At 54.7% G+C, this 13,751-nt stretch carries 11 protein-coding genes; 7 read left to right on the forward strand and 4 right to left on the reverse strand.

The genetic code is table 11. The annotated features are described in order from the left end of the window. From dusB to RHH81_RS05830, 6 genes are all read left to right on the forward strand, one after another. Nucleotides 1–1,038: a tRNA dihydrouridine synthase DusB gene (gene dusB / locus RHH81_RS05805; protein WP_206201463.1), complete on the forward strand. Its 1,038-nt coding sequence runs from the start codon at nucleotides 1–3 to the stop codon at nucleotides 1,036–1,038. A 301-nt stretch (nucleotides 1,039–1,339) separates the two neighbouring features. Continuing rightward, nucleotides 1,340–3,595, forward strand: coding sequence for a formate C-acetyltransferase (gene pflB / locus RHH81_RS05810; protein ID WP_310743507.1), 2,256 nt, complete (start codon nucleotides 1,340–1,342; stop codon nucleotides 3,593–3,595). Nucleotides 3,596–3,696: 101 nt separating this feature from the next. Then, entirely contained in the window at nucleotides 3,697–4,482 is a 786-nt protein-coding gene (locus RHH81_RS05815; protein ID WP_310743508.1) for an alpha/beta fold hydrolase, read from the forward strand. Nucleotides 4,483–4,506: 24 nt separating this feature from the next. After that, nucleotides 4,507–4,728, forward strand: a complete 222-nt coding sequence (locus RHH81_RS05820; protein ID WP_149817527.1) for a sulfurtransferase TusA family protein — start codon at nucleotides 4,507–4,509, stop codon at nucleotides 4,726–4,728. Then, nucleotides 4,725–5,771, forward strand: a complete 1,047-nt coding sequence (gene rsgA, locus RHH81_RS05825) for a small ribosomal subunit biogenesis GTPase RsgA (protein WP_206201465.1) — start codon at nucleotides 4,725–4,727, stop codon at nucleotides 5,769–5,771. Before RHH81_RS05820 ends, rsgA begins: the two co-directional genes overlap by 4 nt. Further along, a complete protein-coding gene (locus RHH81_RS05830) occupies nucleotides 5,771–6,949 on the forward strand; it encodes a glycosyltransferase (protein ID WP_310743509.1) in 1,179 nt (392 codons plus the stop codon). The genes rsgA and RHH81_RS05830 overlap by 1 nt, the downstream gene beginning before the upstream one ends. Here RHH81_RS05830 and RHH81_RS05835 read toward each other — a convergent pair. After that, nucleotides 6,931–7,983 (reverse strand): TrkA-related ion transporter, encoded by a 1,053-nt coding sequence (locus RHH81_RS05835; RefSeq protein WP_310743510.1) that lies wholly within the window; start codon nucleotides 7,981–7,983, stop codon nucleotides 6,931–6,933. The two genes, RHH81_RS05830 and RHH81_RS05835, sit on opposite strands and share 19 nt — an antisense overlap. A 306-nt stretch (nucleotides 7,984–8,289) precedes the next feature. Here RHH81_RS05835 and RHH81_RS05840 point away from each other — a divergent pair, with 306 nt between their 5' ends. Next, entirely contained in the window at nucleotides 8,290–9,627 is a 1,338-nt protein-coding gene (locus RHH81_RS05840) for a hemolysin family protein (protein WP_310743511.1), read from the forward strand. Here the strand turns inward: RHH81_RS05840 and RHH81_RS05845 are convergent. The 3 genes from RHH81_RS05845 to thrC form a co-directional block, all read right to left on the reverse strand. Continuing rightward, nucleotides 9,624–11,864 carry a DUF3488 and DUF4129 domain-containing transglutaminase family protein gene (locus RHH81_RS05845; RefSeq protein WP_310743512.1) on the reverse strand — a complete coding sequence of 747 codons (2,241 nt, stop codon included), beginning with the start codon at nucleotides 11,862–11,864 and terminating at the stop codon, nucleotides 9,624–9,626. The two genes, RHH81_RS05840 and RHH81_RS05845, sit on opposite strands and share 4 nt — an antisense overlap. Before the next feature lie 232 nt (nucleotides 11,865–12,096). Beyond that, nucleotides 12,097–12,372: a MoaD/ThiS family protein gene (locus RHH81_RS05850; protein WP_149817514.1), complete on the reverse strand. Its 276-nt coding sequence runs from the start codon at nucleotides 12,370–12,372 to the stop codon at nucleotides 12,097–12,099. 50 nt (nucleotides 12,373–12,422) lie between these two features. Further along, entirely contained in the window at nucleotides 12,423–13,721 is a 1,299-nt protein-coding gene (gene thrC / locus RHH81_RS05855) for a threonine synthase (protein ID WP_310743513.1), read from the reverse strand. Nucleotides 13,722–13,751: the final 30 nt, after the last annotated feature.

Consider the following 13,751-nt stretch of genomic DNA (forward strand, 5'->3'; position numbering starts at 1 on the left):
ATGTTAACCCTGTCTCCAGAGCTAAAAGCCCGTTTGGCAACGCCATTGCAGATTGGCTCTGTTACGGTCAATAGTCGGGTCTTGCAGTCCCCGTTGGCCGGGGTAACTGATTTGGTGTTTCGGCGATTGGTGCGCCGTTATGCCCCCGACTCAATGATGTACACGGAGATGGTCAGTGCTTCGGGGTTGCACTATCTGAAAACATTGCCCCGGATCATGGAAGTGGATGCCAATGAGCACCCCATTAGTATTCAGCTTTTTGACTGCCGCCCTGATTTTCTAGCGGAAGCAGCGATAAAGGCGGTAGCTGAAGGGGCGGATACGGTAGATATCAATATGGGCTGCCCCGTGAATAAAATTACGAAGAATGGCGGTGGTTCTTCGCTGCTGCGGGATGTGCAAACGGCAGCAACAATTGTGCGGACGGTCTCCAAGGCGGTGCCTGTGCCGGTTACGGTCAAAACCCGCATTGGTTGGAGCGATCAGGAGATTAATATCCTTGACTTTGCCAAGGCGATGGAAGATGCTGGCGCTGCCATGATCACAGTTCATGGGCGAACCCGTGCCCAAGGCTTTAATGGCCCAGCTCGCTGGGAGTGGATTGCGCGGGTGAAGGAGCGCGTCAGTATTCCCGTGATTGCCAATGGCGATATTTTCTCGGTGGAAGCGGCGGTGCGCTGCCTAGAGCAAACTGGGGCGGATGGGGTGATGTGCTCGCGAGGAACGATGGGTTATCCCTTCTTGGTGGGGGAAATTGATCACTTTTTGAAAACCGGGGAATTGCGGCCTGCGCCAACGGTGGTTGAACGTCTGCACTGTGCGCGGGATCATCTCATTGCCCTCTGGGAATACAAGGGGGAACGGGGGATTCGCCAAGCCCGTAAACATTTGACGTGGTACGCCAAGGGCTTTGCTGATGCCGCAGAACTGCGCAGTGAATTGTGTCGCATTGAAACCCTAGAGGCTGGTTTAGCCCTGCTGGATGCAGCAATTGAGCGCTTGCAGGTAAGTTCAGACACCGAGGCGATCGCGGCCTAAATACCTAAACAAATGAAAAAAAGATTTGTGTTGCGCAACAATTCCGCAAAAATTTCGTAAAAAAAGTCCCTAGAACCCACGGGTTATAATGAAAGTGTAGGTGTGAGCAGGCCAAAAAAGAGTGATGAGGCTTGGCCTACAAAAAGTTCACTTGCATTTCTCGTTTGATCGCAATCGCTTAATCTCTTGCGTATTTTCTAGCATTTGCAGTTAGCAGGTTCTTGCTGGTTTGAAGGGGCGATCGCTATCGGTGAAGGGCGATCGCGAGAAATTGCTGCACACTTGATGAGGAACATTGATTATGAACTGTACACGCTACACAGAATTGCCCGAAGCGGCATGGCGAGAATTTACGGGTGGTGATTGGGTCGATCGCATTGATGTGCGCGACTTTATTCAACGCAACTATACCCCCTACGCTGGGGATGCCTCCTTCCTCACAGGCGCTAGCGATCGCACCCAACAACTATGGGCAAAAGTGCGCGACCTGATGGCACTAGAGCGCGAAAAAGGGGTGCTCGATGCCGATACCAGTGTCCCCTCTTCGATTACAGCCCACGCACCGGGCTACATTGATCGCGAGTTGGAGCAAATCGTTGGCCTGCAAACCGATCAGCCCCTGAAACGGGCGATTATGCCCTTTGGTGGCATTCGCGTTGTTGAAACCTCCCTCAAGGCCTACGGCTACGAATTGGAGCCGCACACGAAGGAAATCTTCACCAAATATCGCAAAACCCATAACGATGGCGTCTTTGATGCCTACACACCCGAAATGCGCCGCTGTCGTAAATCGGGGATCATTACGGGACTGCCGGATGCCTATGGCCGCGGTCGGATTATTGGTGACTATCGCCGCGTAGCTCTCTATGGGGTAGATCGCTTGATTGCCGACAAACAGGCACAGCAGGCTTCCCTAGAAGTGGATGTCATGGACGAAGAAACCATCCGCCTACGGGAAGAACTCTCAGAGCAAATCAAAGCCCTCAATGAACTCAAGGAAATGGCCGCCAGCTATGGCTTTGATATTTCGCGGCCAGCGGCCAATGGCAAAGAGGCGATTCAGTGGCTCTATTTTGGCTACCTTGCGGCTGTCAAAGAACAAAACGGCGCCGCCATGTCCCTTGGGCGGGTCTCCACCTTCCTCGACATTTACTTTGAACGGGATTTGCGCCACGGCACAGCCACAGAAGCTGAGATCCAAGAATGGATTGACCACTTTGTGATGAAACTGCGGATGGTGCGCTTCCTGCGGACGCCGGAATACAATGAACTCTTCTCTGGCGATCCCACATGGGTCACGGAATCCATTGGTGGCATGGGTCTTGATGGTCGCCCATTGGTGACGAAAACCAGCTTCCGTATTCTGAATACGCTCTATACCCTTGGGCCTGCCCCCGAACCCAACTTGACGGTGCTGTGGTCGGAAAACTTGCCAGAGGCCTTCAAACGCTTCTGCGCCCAAGTTTCCATTGACACCAGTTCGATCCAATACGAAAACGATGACTTGATGCGTCCCTACTGGGGCGATGACTACGCGATCGCCTGCTGTGTCTCAGCGATGCGGGTCGGCAAACAAATGCAATTCTTTGGGGCACGGGTGAATTTAGCCAAAGCCCTCCTCTACGCAATCAATGGCGGTCGGGATGAAGTCTCTGGCCAGCAAGTGGCACCGATGTTTGCGCCGATTACAGGCGACACCCTGAAGTGGGAAGAAGTGCTGCCGCGCTTTGAACAGATGATGGCTTGGTTGGCGAAGGTGTATGTCAATACCCTCAACGTCATCCACTACATGCACGATAAGTACTGCTACGAGCGGCTGGAGATGGCGCTCCACGATCGCGATGTCTTTCGCACCATGGCCTGTGGTGTGGCGGGTCTATCGGTGGTGGCGGATGCCCTCTCGGCCATTAAGTACGCCGAGGTGAAAGTGATCCGCAATGCCGAAGGGTTGGCGGTGGACTACGAGATTAAGGGTGATTTTCCGAAGTACGGCAACAACGACGATCGCGTGGATAGTCTCGCGGTGTGGGTCGTGGAAACCTTCATGAATGAAATCCGCAAACACAAAACCTACCGCAATGCCGTGCCTACGCAGTCAATCCTGACGATTACCTCCAACGTCGTCTATGGCAAGAAAACCGGCAATACTCCCGATGGCCGCAAAGCCGGTGAACCCTTTGCGCCGGGCGCCAACCCCATGCACGGTCGCGATACGAAAGGGGCGATCGCCTCACTGGCATCCGTGGCCAAGTTGCCCTATGTCCATGCCCAAGATGGCATCTCCAACACGTTCTCCATCGTGCCCAGTGCCCTTGGCAAGACACGGGAGGATCGAATCAGCAACTTGGTGAATCTGCTGGATGGCTACATCCACGACCAAGGCTTCCACCTCAACGTCAACGTGCTTAACCGCGAAATGTTGTTGGATGCCATGGATCACCCTGAACTGTACCCCCAACTCACCATCCGGGTGTCGGGCTATGCGGTGAACTTTATCAAACTCACCCGCGAACAACAGTTGGATGTGATTAACCGCACCTTCCATGAACGCTTTTAGGCTCATCTTTAGGCTCTTTAGGCGAACTGCCGCCTAGATGAACGTCGCGTCCTCTACCTCGGTTGCTCTGGCGATCGGGGTAGATTTTTTATGGTGCTAGCGTGTGGTGTTTGCGTACATTGGTGAATCTCGTTAATCTTCCCTTTTTCTATAGCCATGCTGCGGGCGATCGCGCCTGCTTGTTACTCCATGGCTTGGGGGGTGGGGTTTATGAACTGCAACTTTTGGGAGAGGTTCTCTACAAAGCAGGCTGGACGGTTCAGGGCATCCTCTATCCGGGGCACGATCGCCCCAGTGCCCAAATGCCCGCCTCGACATGGCCGCAGTGGTATGAGGCAGTAGTGACAGCCTTTAAGACCTTACGAGACAGCCATCGCACGGTTGCCGTGGTGGGCTTTTCCACTGGGGGAACGCTAGCCCTTCATCTTGCCTATGAGTATGCCGTTGATTCTCTTGTACTCCTTGCCCCCTTTTTGCGCATCTATCGGCCTTGGTTTTGCCCCGTCGCTCCAGAGAGGCTTGTGCAGTCCCTTGGCCAGTGGATTCCCTTTGTGCCTCGGCGCAGCCTACCAATCCGCGATCGCCCCCTACGCCAAGCAGCGGAAGGCGCCTGCTTTTTCAAAAGTTTCAACCTGCAAGCGGTGCGCAGTGCCCTTGAACTGATTGCCCAAGTGGAGCGGGAACTGCCAACCATCACAGCTGAAACCCTGATTCTGCAAAGCCTTGCTGACACGGTCGTTGACCCCCAAGGGGCACAGAGGATTTATGAACACCTAGGCAGCCCCGAAAAGGAATTGCACTGGTTCAAGGAGTCGGATCACTTGCTCCCCCTTGATGTCGAGCGAGAACAGGTATTCGCCAAGGTGGTCGCCTTTTTGGGAAGATAGTTGCAGTTGGTTACTTGCCCTGCCATGGAAACATTGGATCTACGGGGAACGCCCTGTCCTTTGAACTTTGTGCGCACAAAACTGCGACTGCAACAGTTGCCCCCCCAGCAGCCCCTTGAGGTCTGGTTGGATGCAGGAGAACCCATTGAGCAGGTGCCCGATAGTTTGCGCATGGCGGGCTACGATGTCCTTGGGATTGAGCCACGGCAGGACTATTTTGCCCTTCAGGTGCAGCGTCCGGCATGAGTGATCTGGTGGGCTTGGTGCGGGCTGTTCAGGCCAATTACTACCGTGTCCGCCTGCGGGAAGCCACCAATGGTATTGAGGAGTTACTGTGTGTACGCCGCGCCCGCCTCAAGAAGATGGGGCAACAGGTGTGTGTGGGGGATTGGGTAGTGGTGAGCCATCCCGACTGGCAAGGACACCGCGGAGCGATCGCTGAGATTTTGCCCCGCCGCAATCAATTGTCACGCCCAGCGATCGCCAATGTCGATCAAGTGTTGCTCCTTTTTGCCTTGGCTGACCCTCCTGCTGATGTCCATCAAATTAGCCGCTTTCTCTTGACCGCCGAGGGATTGAATGTCGAAATTCAGGTGCTTTTCACCAAAGCGGATTTAGTTTCTGCGCAAGAGCAACAGCAGTGGCGCGATCGCCTGCATCAATGGGGCTATCACTGCCATGTCCTCAGTCTCACCCAAGGAAGCGACTGGCAACATCTGCATCCCCACCTCGCCGATAAGATTACAGTTGTCTGTGGCCCGTCGGGGGTAGGCAAAAGTAGCTTGATCCGCCATCTGACACCTCGGGAAGATATTCGCGTCGGTGCGGTCTCGGATCACTGGCACCGGGGGCGGCACACCACTCGCCATGTGGAACTCTTTCCCCTGCCAGCGGGGGGCTGGATTGCCGATACACCGGGCTTTAATCAGCCGGAACTGCCCCAAGACCCCCAGCAATTGGCGGCGGCTTTTCCGGAGATTCGCCAACGGCTGAGCAAGGATCGGTGTCTCTTTGATAACTGTCGCCACGATCAGGAACCGGGCTGCTGTGTACGCGGTGATTGGGAGCGCTACCTCCTCTACATTGAGTATTTGCATGAGCTAGAAACAATGGCCAGTTCAGAGCCATCCTTAGGGAAGGCACCCCCAGTGAAGGCCAAGAGTGACCGCCAAGGGCAGCAGCGCCTTGAACCCCTCTTGGATCCGAAAAAATATCGCCGCCGATCGCGCCGACAGCAGCATCAGCACCTCAACCCTATGGCTGAAGAAGTCCTCGATAGCGAACTGTGATGACGATGCCCCTTGTGTTAACTCTCATCCTGTTGAGTGTAACGGGTCTTTCCTTGGTAATCTGGTTGGTTTTGCTGCTGTTTTGGGGACAGTTTTGGCGCCCGGATCAGCGGCTACAGGGGGGAGACCTCAGGGTTTGGCCAAGGGTGGTGGTTGTCATTCCAGCTCGCAATGAGGCGGCGGTGATTGGCACCAGTGTGCGATCGCTCCTCGAACAGGACTATGCTGGAACCCTACATCTGATCTTGGTGGACGATCAAAGTAACGATGGCACAGGGGACATTGCTCGCCAAACGGCTTTGGAACTGGGCAAGGGCGATCGCCTAACGGTGATTGAAGGCACACCGCTCCCCCCCGGCTGGTCAGGTAAGCTCTGGGCGCTGTCCCAAGGCATTGAGGCCGCCCGTGCGTTTGATCCCGATTACTTGCTGCTCACAGATGCCGATATTGCCCACGATCGCCAAAATTTGCGCCAATTGGTCGCCCACGCCCGTCAGCAAAACTGTGCCCTTGTCTCGCTGATGGTGAAACTGCGCTGCCAAAGTATTTGGGAAAAATTGCTGATTCCCGCCTTTGTCTTTTTCTTTGCCAAGCTCTATCCCTTCCGCTGGGTCAACGATCCACAGCGATCAACGGCGGCTGCAGCGGGGGGGTGTATTTTGATTGATCCTCTGGCCCTAGACAAGATAGGGGGCATTGCCTGTATTCGCGATGCCCTAATTGATGATTGTTCCTTGGCAGCAGCGGTAAAGCGCGCAGGCTACCGCATTTGGCTGGGATTAACACCGACAACAGTGAGTTTGCGAGCCTACAATACCCTCAGCAGTATTTGGCAGATGGTGGCTCGCACTGCCTATACGCAGTTGTCCTATTCACCGCTCTTGCTGGTGGGAACCGTGATTGGCATGACACTGGTGTATTTGTGGGCGCCCCTTGCCCTTGCTATCGGTCTGATCGGTCAGTCGCTACCCTTAGCCGTCATGGCGGGACTCACTTGGGGGAGCATGGCGATCGCCTACGGGCCAACGGTGCGTTTCTATGGCCTCAATAGGGCTTGGGCGCTGACACTGCCTGTGATTGCCTTCCTCTATACGCTGATGACACTGGATTCGGCGCGGCGCCACTGGCAAGGCCGGGGGGGGGCTTGGAAAGGACGGGTTTATCCCCGCAAGTCATAGATGGGGCGATAGGCCATGACAATCAGCGTGTCAGTGGGGTCAAGGCTCTGAAAGTCTGAGGGACGAGGGTTGAGCAACACCTGCTGATTTTGGCGGCGAATCCCGATCAGGAGCAGCGGGTTCTCTGGATGGCGACTACTGTACTCACTCATCCAAGCACTGAGGGCAGCAAAGGAGAGGCCACAGAGGGTAGTGGGATAGTGCCCTGGCTCAATGAAGTAAAACTCATTGGTGTGATCAGAATAGGTCAGGAGTTGGCGATAGACCTCGGACATTTGGCGAAAGAGGGCACTTTGGGCCAGAATCCCAGAACTATAGTCCTGACTCAAAATCACTTCATCCACCCCCGCTTCCTTAAGGTGGCGCTGGCGATCGCTATTCACCAATTCGGCCACCACATGAATATCCTGCTCTTGGCTAGGAGTTTTCTCTAGATGCTTTACCGCAAGGGCAATGAGGGCATTTTTTTCATCGGGAGCTTCCATGTCGGCATCGGCAAGCAGAATAATGGCTTTGGCTTGGGGGGCATTGAGGCGCTCTAGGGTGCCATGGTGGGTAGGATCCCCTTGCACTACAAAGACATCCGGGCGCCCTTGGAATTCAGGATCCAGTGCAATCGGTTCAGCACATAAAAGCACAATGTCACGGGGATGGTAGGCGTTGGCGGCAATCAGTTGGCGGAGCACAAGGGGCGCCTTGGCATTCCAGTTGCAAATAATGATGTGGTTGCTAAAGGGTTTCATGGGTAGGGTTTGGCTAAGAGCTTGGGTGACAAAGTAGGCGGAAAATTTGCCAACCAAGGCACCAAAGGCAAAGGTGCCAAAAAGCAGTAGTACGAGCTGCAGGACTTGCCCCGGCAGGGTGCGCGGGCGATCGGGATACTCCCCCACCAAGGTAATCACTGCATTACTGAGGGTCTCCCAAGCGCGGCTCGGCGACTGAAGTGCCTCTTCGCTCCAGAGGAAAGCCACAATTAACAGCACCAGAATCGCGATCGCCCCTAGGGTAAGGAAGCGTTGAAGTCGCTCGTGCATTGGTTGGCGAGGGAAACATCACGTCTATTCTAAGATTCCGCCCCCTTGTAGAGTCTCCCAGATTCCAGTATCCTGACTGCTATACAACCCTTTTCCCTAAGGATGGAACCCCCTCGAAACAGCCAAAACTGCTTAATGACCCAATCACATCCCCTCAACAGGTCGATATCACTGGCAGAGGGGCGATTTATTCAGCATGATAGAAACAACATCGGCAGTAAAGGAGCAGTCTCTTGAATAAGCCTGACGACCCACAATGCCGACTCAGACTGTATATCTGGGGTTCCCCCTAGAAGAATAGCTGCAATGTCTGCCGCTGCCTTAGAAATTTTACTTGTGCTGCTGCTCATCATCGCCAATGGCATTTTTGCTGGTGCTGAAATCGCAGTGGTCTCTGCACGCAAGGTTCGTCTTGAGCAACTGGCAAAACGGGGTCAACGCAAGGCGAAGGTGGCTCTGAAACTTGCCAACTCCCCGAATAATTTTCTCTCGGCTATACAAATTGGGATTACCCTGATTGGGATTCTCAGTGGTGCCGTGGGCGGTGCCACCCTTGCCCAGCGGTTACAGGCTGCCCTCAGTCCCGTGCCATGGTTGGGGCAGTATAGTCAGCCTTTGAGTATTGCCCTTGTGGTGACGGGGATTACATACCTTTCCTTGGTGATTGGCGAACTGGTGCCCAAGCGCATTGCCATGACGTACCCTGAGGCGATCGCCTGCAACATTGCCAAACCCATGACATGGCTGACGAAATTAGCGGCTCCGATTGTGCATTTACTCAGCGTCTCCACAGACACCATCCTGCAAGTATTGGGCATTACCACCATTGCTGACCAAACGGTTACAGAGGATGAAATCAAAGTCCTGATTGAACAGGGGGCACAGGCGGGTCTCTTTGAGGTGGCGGAGCAGGACATGGTGGCGCGGATTTTTAACTTGGGCGATCGCCCGATTCAGTCGATCATGACCCCCCGCACCGATATTGTGTGGCTGGATATTGAATCTTCCCTTGAAGAAATAGAAACAGAAATTCTGGCCAGTTCCCATTCGCGGTTTCCCGTGGCCGAAGAGACCATTGATCACTGCTTGGGAATTATTTCAGCCAAGGACTTTTTGGCCGCCCGTCTCACCCAGCAAAGCATTGACCTACGCCAGCTTTTGCAACCAGCGCTCTTTGTCCCCGAAGGCCTACCTGCTCTCGAGGTGCTTGAACTCTTTCGCCAGTCGAGTCAACACATTGCCCTGATTACCGATGAATACGGGGGTATTGAAGGGCTAGTGACGCTCAACGACATCACTGAAGCAATTATTGGCACCCTGCGTCACGAGGAGGGCGAGGAACCGCAAATTATTCAGCGGGAGGATGGCTCGTGGCTATTGGATGGGTTGCTCTCCACCTATGAACTCAAGGAATTGCTGCGGCGGGAAACCTTGCCGGAGGAGGACACGGCCAACTACCACACCCTTGGCGGGCTAATTATTACGCTATTTGGGCGTATTCCCCAGTCGGGAGATTACATTGAAACCGATGGCCTGCGCTTTGAAGTGGTGGATATGGATGGCAACCGCGTGGATAAGGTGCTGGTGACCGAACTAGTGAGCGACGATGCCCTCGCCGATGACAGCCCCAAGGACAAGGATTAACGACGGCGCAGATCCGCTACCGTGCGTTGCAGCAATCGCCAGCGTTGTTGTCGCAGTTGATTCAGGGCGCGTTTCAGGGGTGGCAAGGGGGGCTGATCACCACCATAGCGCCAAGCCACATAGGCCTGCGTCAGGGTTTCAATGGCTCGCTGACTGACGGCATCAAGACGGCCAGCGGTTTGCAGCGATCGCGCGTATTCCCACGGAGTTTGATTGGGTCGCTTCGGTAATCCCTGCTGGGCGAGACCATCGAGCATTTGTACATAGAGGCGGGCGATCGGCGGCAGTTTTTGCAGGCGTTGACGATATCGCCATGTCTGGAGAGCGTACCACAAGCCCCAGACCACAATGACGCCACCAAGGAGAATCAAAATCCCTTGGACAATCCCCCCCAGCCCTTGGCTAAACAGATCAAAGAATTTTTGCAAAGCAGTTTCGAGGGTAGCAAAGATAATGCCAAAAAATCCCGTCACCGGGGTCGGCAACCATCCCGTGACCCACTGCCAAAACTGCTGCAGAACGCTAAAGGTCTGATCCACTTCTAGAGTGGCTGGATAGAGATCGTGCCCCGGAATTGGATCAAAGAGAAACCAGCCCAAATTGGGGAAGTAGGCTTCCGTCAGGGCATAGGCATCGGTATTGCGAACCACATACAAGCCCGTGAAGGGGTTAAATTCCCCCGTTCCTAAACCGGTGACCAAGCGCGTGGGAATGCCAATACTGCGCAGTAGCAGCGTCAACGCCGTGGAAAAGTGATCGGGATAGCCGCCGCGCCACTCAAACAGAAAGGCGGCCACCAAGTCTTGATCTGGGCTCAAGGGAGGAATATCGGTTTTGAGGCGGTAGGACTGCTTGAGGGCTTGGGTGAGGTAGAGAGCTTGCTCGTAGGGTTCGGGAATCGAGCGATCGGCCTTGGCAAGGAGGTCTTTGGCCAGCGCTTGCAGCCGTGGTTTCAGGTCAGGGGGGACTTCAAGGTAGGACTGATAGCCTACGGTGTGATTTAATTTTGGCGCTCTGCGCAACAGGGAGCGATCGCGCACGGGCACTTGGGAAATCACAGAATAGGTCAGCCCCTCGGGCAAGGGCACCGGCGCCCGCAGGCCACCCTCGGGATCGCGGGCAATTTCACGGGTGGGAAAATAGAGTTCGCGGGGTTCGTAGAGATGGGGAATTAGGTTACTAAACTCAGAAACAATGGTATAGGTCTGAATCACTTCCCGCGTCGGCATTTGGGAGAGTTGTTGTGGCAGCAGATAGCGAAAACTCCAAGGGGAACGCCGCAGCACTTCTGCCTTATCGTTGCGACTAATGCGCCAACCCCGCCCCGTATATTCATCAAAGGCAAGGACACGCCAAAAGCCGGGGGCTTGCGATCGCACCCGCATTAACTCCCTAGGCGTCATGCTCCCGCCAAAGGTCTGATCAATCTCAGAGCCAAAGCCATAGTAAAAGTTCGGGTCAAAGGTTTGATTGGCCAGTTCCTCGCCAACACCACCACCACCACGGCCACTGACATAGCCCGGATTGATCACCCGGGTTTGGTCAAACTCCCCTGCCACTTGAATTTCAGCACTGACAGGCAAGGTGCGAATTTGATAGCCGGGGAAGCGCGGCAGCAGCACAAAGACCACCATCCCCAAGCCAAGAATCAGGGCAAAGAGGCCGACCCATTGCCGCCAAGGCAAGCGCAGGGATTTCAGGGTGGTGGAGAGTAGGCCAAGGCGCGAGCGGTAGTCAAGGACGAGTACGGGTAGGGCGATCGCCAGAAAGATCACAAGAAACAGCCCAAAGGTCATGGTTTGACTGAGGGTGGCCGCCACACTAATTAAAATCAGGGCAATGACCATTGAGTAGCCCAAATCTTTGCGGCGGGGCAGGTCAAAGCTATGGAGCACTTGCAGTTGAATCAAGAGTTCCGTCAGCAAAATCCGTGAATCCTGGTTCAGTGCTGCCAACCGCGCCAAAAAGACCGCTAATGCCGTCAACATCCCAACGGCGATCGCCAGCTTTGCCACCACATTTCTTTGCCGCCGTGCCCACCAACTCCAACTAAAGCCCGCAATGGAGAGGGGAACTGCCCAGAGACTATTGGCAGTATCCGCCGCCACATCAGTTGCCACCAGGCCAACAATCACCATGCCCAAGACCCCTAGGCGCAGCAGCAGGGAATCCTCAACATCTTTGGCGGGAGCTAGCATCGGGGAATTGGCAATGGGCTGTAACCAAGACTGAACCATCGGACAGCAGCGGCAAACAGTGCCCTGATCCTAACAAATCTCTTCCCCAGAAGTGGTGGATACCTTGGCGGCGATCGCGTCCTCTATCAGCGGCTTGCAGCATGGCTTAAAAATCAGCCCCTGACGGCGCAAATCTACACCGAAGAGGAACTCCAATCGCTTTTGGGTCTCTCCCTTCCCCCAGGGCTAAAATCAGGGTTCAATCATCTCAACAGGAGCAAATTCCTCTTGCTTAGCCGCCAGCGATCGCGGGAATGATGCTGACTTCGTCGCCATCCTTGAGGGGCGTTTCAATGCCATTGAGGAAGCGAATATCCTCATTGTTGACGTAGAAATTGACAAATCGCCGCAGTTGGCCACTTTCATCGCAGAGGCGCCCTTTAATGCCGGGGCAGTCCTGCTCTAGCTTTTCCAGAAGCTCAGCGATCGATTGGGCTTGACACTCCACCGTTGCTTGATCGCGGGTGAGCTTTTGCAAGGGCGTCGGAATCAAAACAGTAACAGCCATAGACCTCTACAAACCATCCATAAATTTCAACACAGCGTCGGAAAAACCGACTAGACCAATACCGGTTGCCAATCCAACCGTTCGAGGGTGCGCGATCGCTCCAAGGCACGCTCAAAGCTAGCCAACTTGGGTTGGATCGTCAGGGGTTGACCAATGTCGTTTTGCACTGCCTCTTGGGTTTTCAGGCCGTTGCCGGTGATATAGACCACCGTCACCTCTTCGGGGTCAATTTTGCCCGATTCCACCAATTTTTTAAGAACGGCAATTGTGGTACCGCCAGCGGTTTCCGTGAAAATACCTTCCGTTTCCGCCAGCAGCTTAATGCCTGCCACAATTTCTTCATCGGTGGCCGCAGCGATCGCCCCATTGGTTTTGCGGGCAATCTCTAGGGCATAGACCCCATCGGCGGGGTTACCAATGGCAATGGACTTAGCAATGGTGTTGGGCTTCACGGGTGCCACAAAATCCCGCCCCTCGGCATAGGCTTGGGCAATGGGGGAGCAGCCCACCGCTTGGGCACCACTACAGCGCACGGGTTTATCCGCCACCAGACCCACTTCCACAAATTCGCGGAAGCCCTTGTAAATTTTCGTGAACAGAGAGCCAGAAGCCAAGGGAGCCACAATGTGGTCAGGAAGCTGCCAGCCCAACTGTTCAATCACCTCATAACCGAGCGTCTTTGACCCTTCCGAATAGTAGGGGCGCAAATTGATATTGACAAACCCCCACCCGTGGGTATTCGCCACTTCCGAGCACAGGCGATTCACTTGGTCGTAGTTGCCCTCAACGGCCATTACCGTTGGCCCATAGATGAGCGTCCCCAAGACCTTACCCGCTTCCAAATCTGCTGGAATAAAGACACAGCAATCTAGCCCTGCATGAGCCGCGATCGCCGCCGTTGAATTCGCCAAATTGCCGGTACTGGCACAGGAGACGGTCGTAAAACCCAATTCCCGCGCCCGCGTCAACGCCACCGATACCACCCGATCCTTGAAGCTCAAGGTGGGCATATTCACGGCATCGTTTTTGATGTACAAATGCTTGAGTCCGAGTCGCCGAGCCAGCCGCTGGGCTTTGACGAGGGGAGTCATCCCTGTGCCCACATCAATGGGGTTGGCCGATGTCACAGGCAAAAAGGGACGGTAACGCCAAATGGACTTTGGCCCCGCCTCAATCGTGCTGCGCGTCACAGCTGCTGCCAAGCGCTCTAAATCGTACTTCACCTCTAGGGGGCCAAAACAGTATTCGCAGACATGAATGGCTTGGGGTTCGTACTCGGCGCCACACTCTTTGCATTTGAGGTGGGTAAAATAGGCGGTTTCGGTGGTAGAGGTCAACGTTGCGGTCATGGGTCTCAGCCTGCCTCAGACAAGTTGTTG

The sequence above is a fragment of the Thermosynechococcus sp. PKX95 genome, assembly GCF_031583295.1.
GTDB lineage: Bacteria > Cyanobacteriota > Cyanobacteriia > Thermosynechococcales > Thermosynechococcaceae > Thermosynechococcus.

Coding starts and splice junctions, on each gene's coding strand:
- dusB (WP_206201463.1), top strand. CDS start 1: ATGTTAACCCTGTCTCCAGAGCTAAAAGCCCGTTTGGCAACGCCATTG.
- pflB (WP_310743507.1), top strand. CDS start 1,340: ATGAACTGTACACGCTACACAGAATTGCCCGAAGCGGCATGGCGAGAA.
- RHH81_RS05820 (WP_149817527.1), top strand. CDS start 4,507: ATGGAAACATTGGATCTACGGGGAACGCCCTGTCCTTTGAACTTTGTG.
- rsgA (WP_206201465.1), top strand. CDS start 4,725: ATGAGTGATCTGGTGGGCTTGGTGCGGGCTGTTCAGGCCAATTACTAC.
- RHH81_RS05830 (WP_310743509.1), top strand. CDS start 5,771: ATGACGATGCCCCTTGTGTTAACTCTCATCCTGTTGAGTGTAACGGGT.
- RHH81_RS05835 (WP_310743510.1), bottom strand. CDS start 7,983: ATGCACGAGCGACTTCAACGCTTCCTTACCCTAGGGGCGATCGCGATT.
- RHH81_RS05840 (WP_310743511.1), top strand. CDS start 8,290: ATGTCTGCCGCTGCCTTAGAAATTTTACTTGTGCTGCTGCTCATCATC.
- RHH81_RS05845 (WP_310743512.1), bottom strand. CDS start 11,864: ATGGTTCAGTCTTGGTTACAGCCCATTGCCAATTCCCCGATGCTAGCT.
- RHH81_RS05850 (WP_149817514.1), bottom strand. CDS start 12,372: ATGGCTGTTACTGTTTTGATTCCGACGCCCTTGCAAAAGCTCACCCGC.
- thrC (WP_310743513.1), bottom strand. CDS start 13,721: ATGACCGCAACGTTGACCTCTACCACCGAAACCGCCTATTTTACCCAC.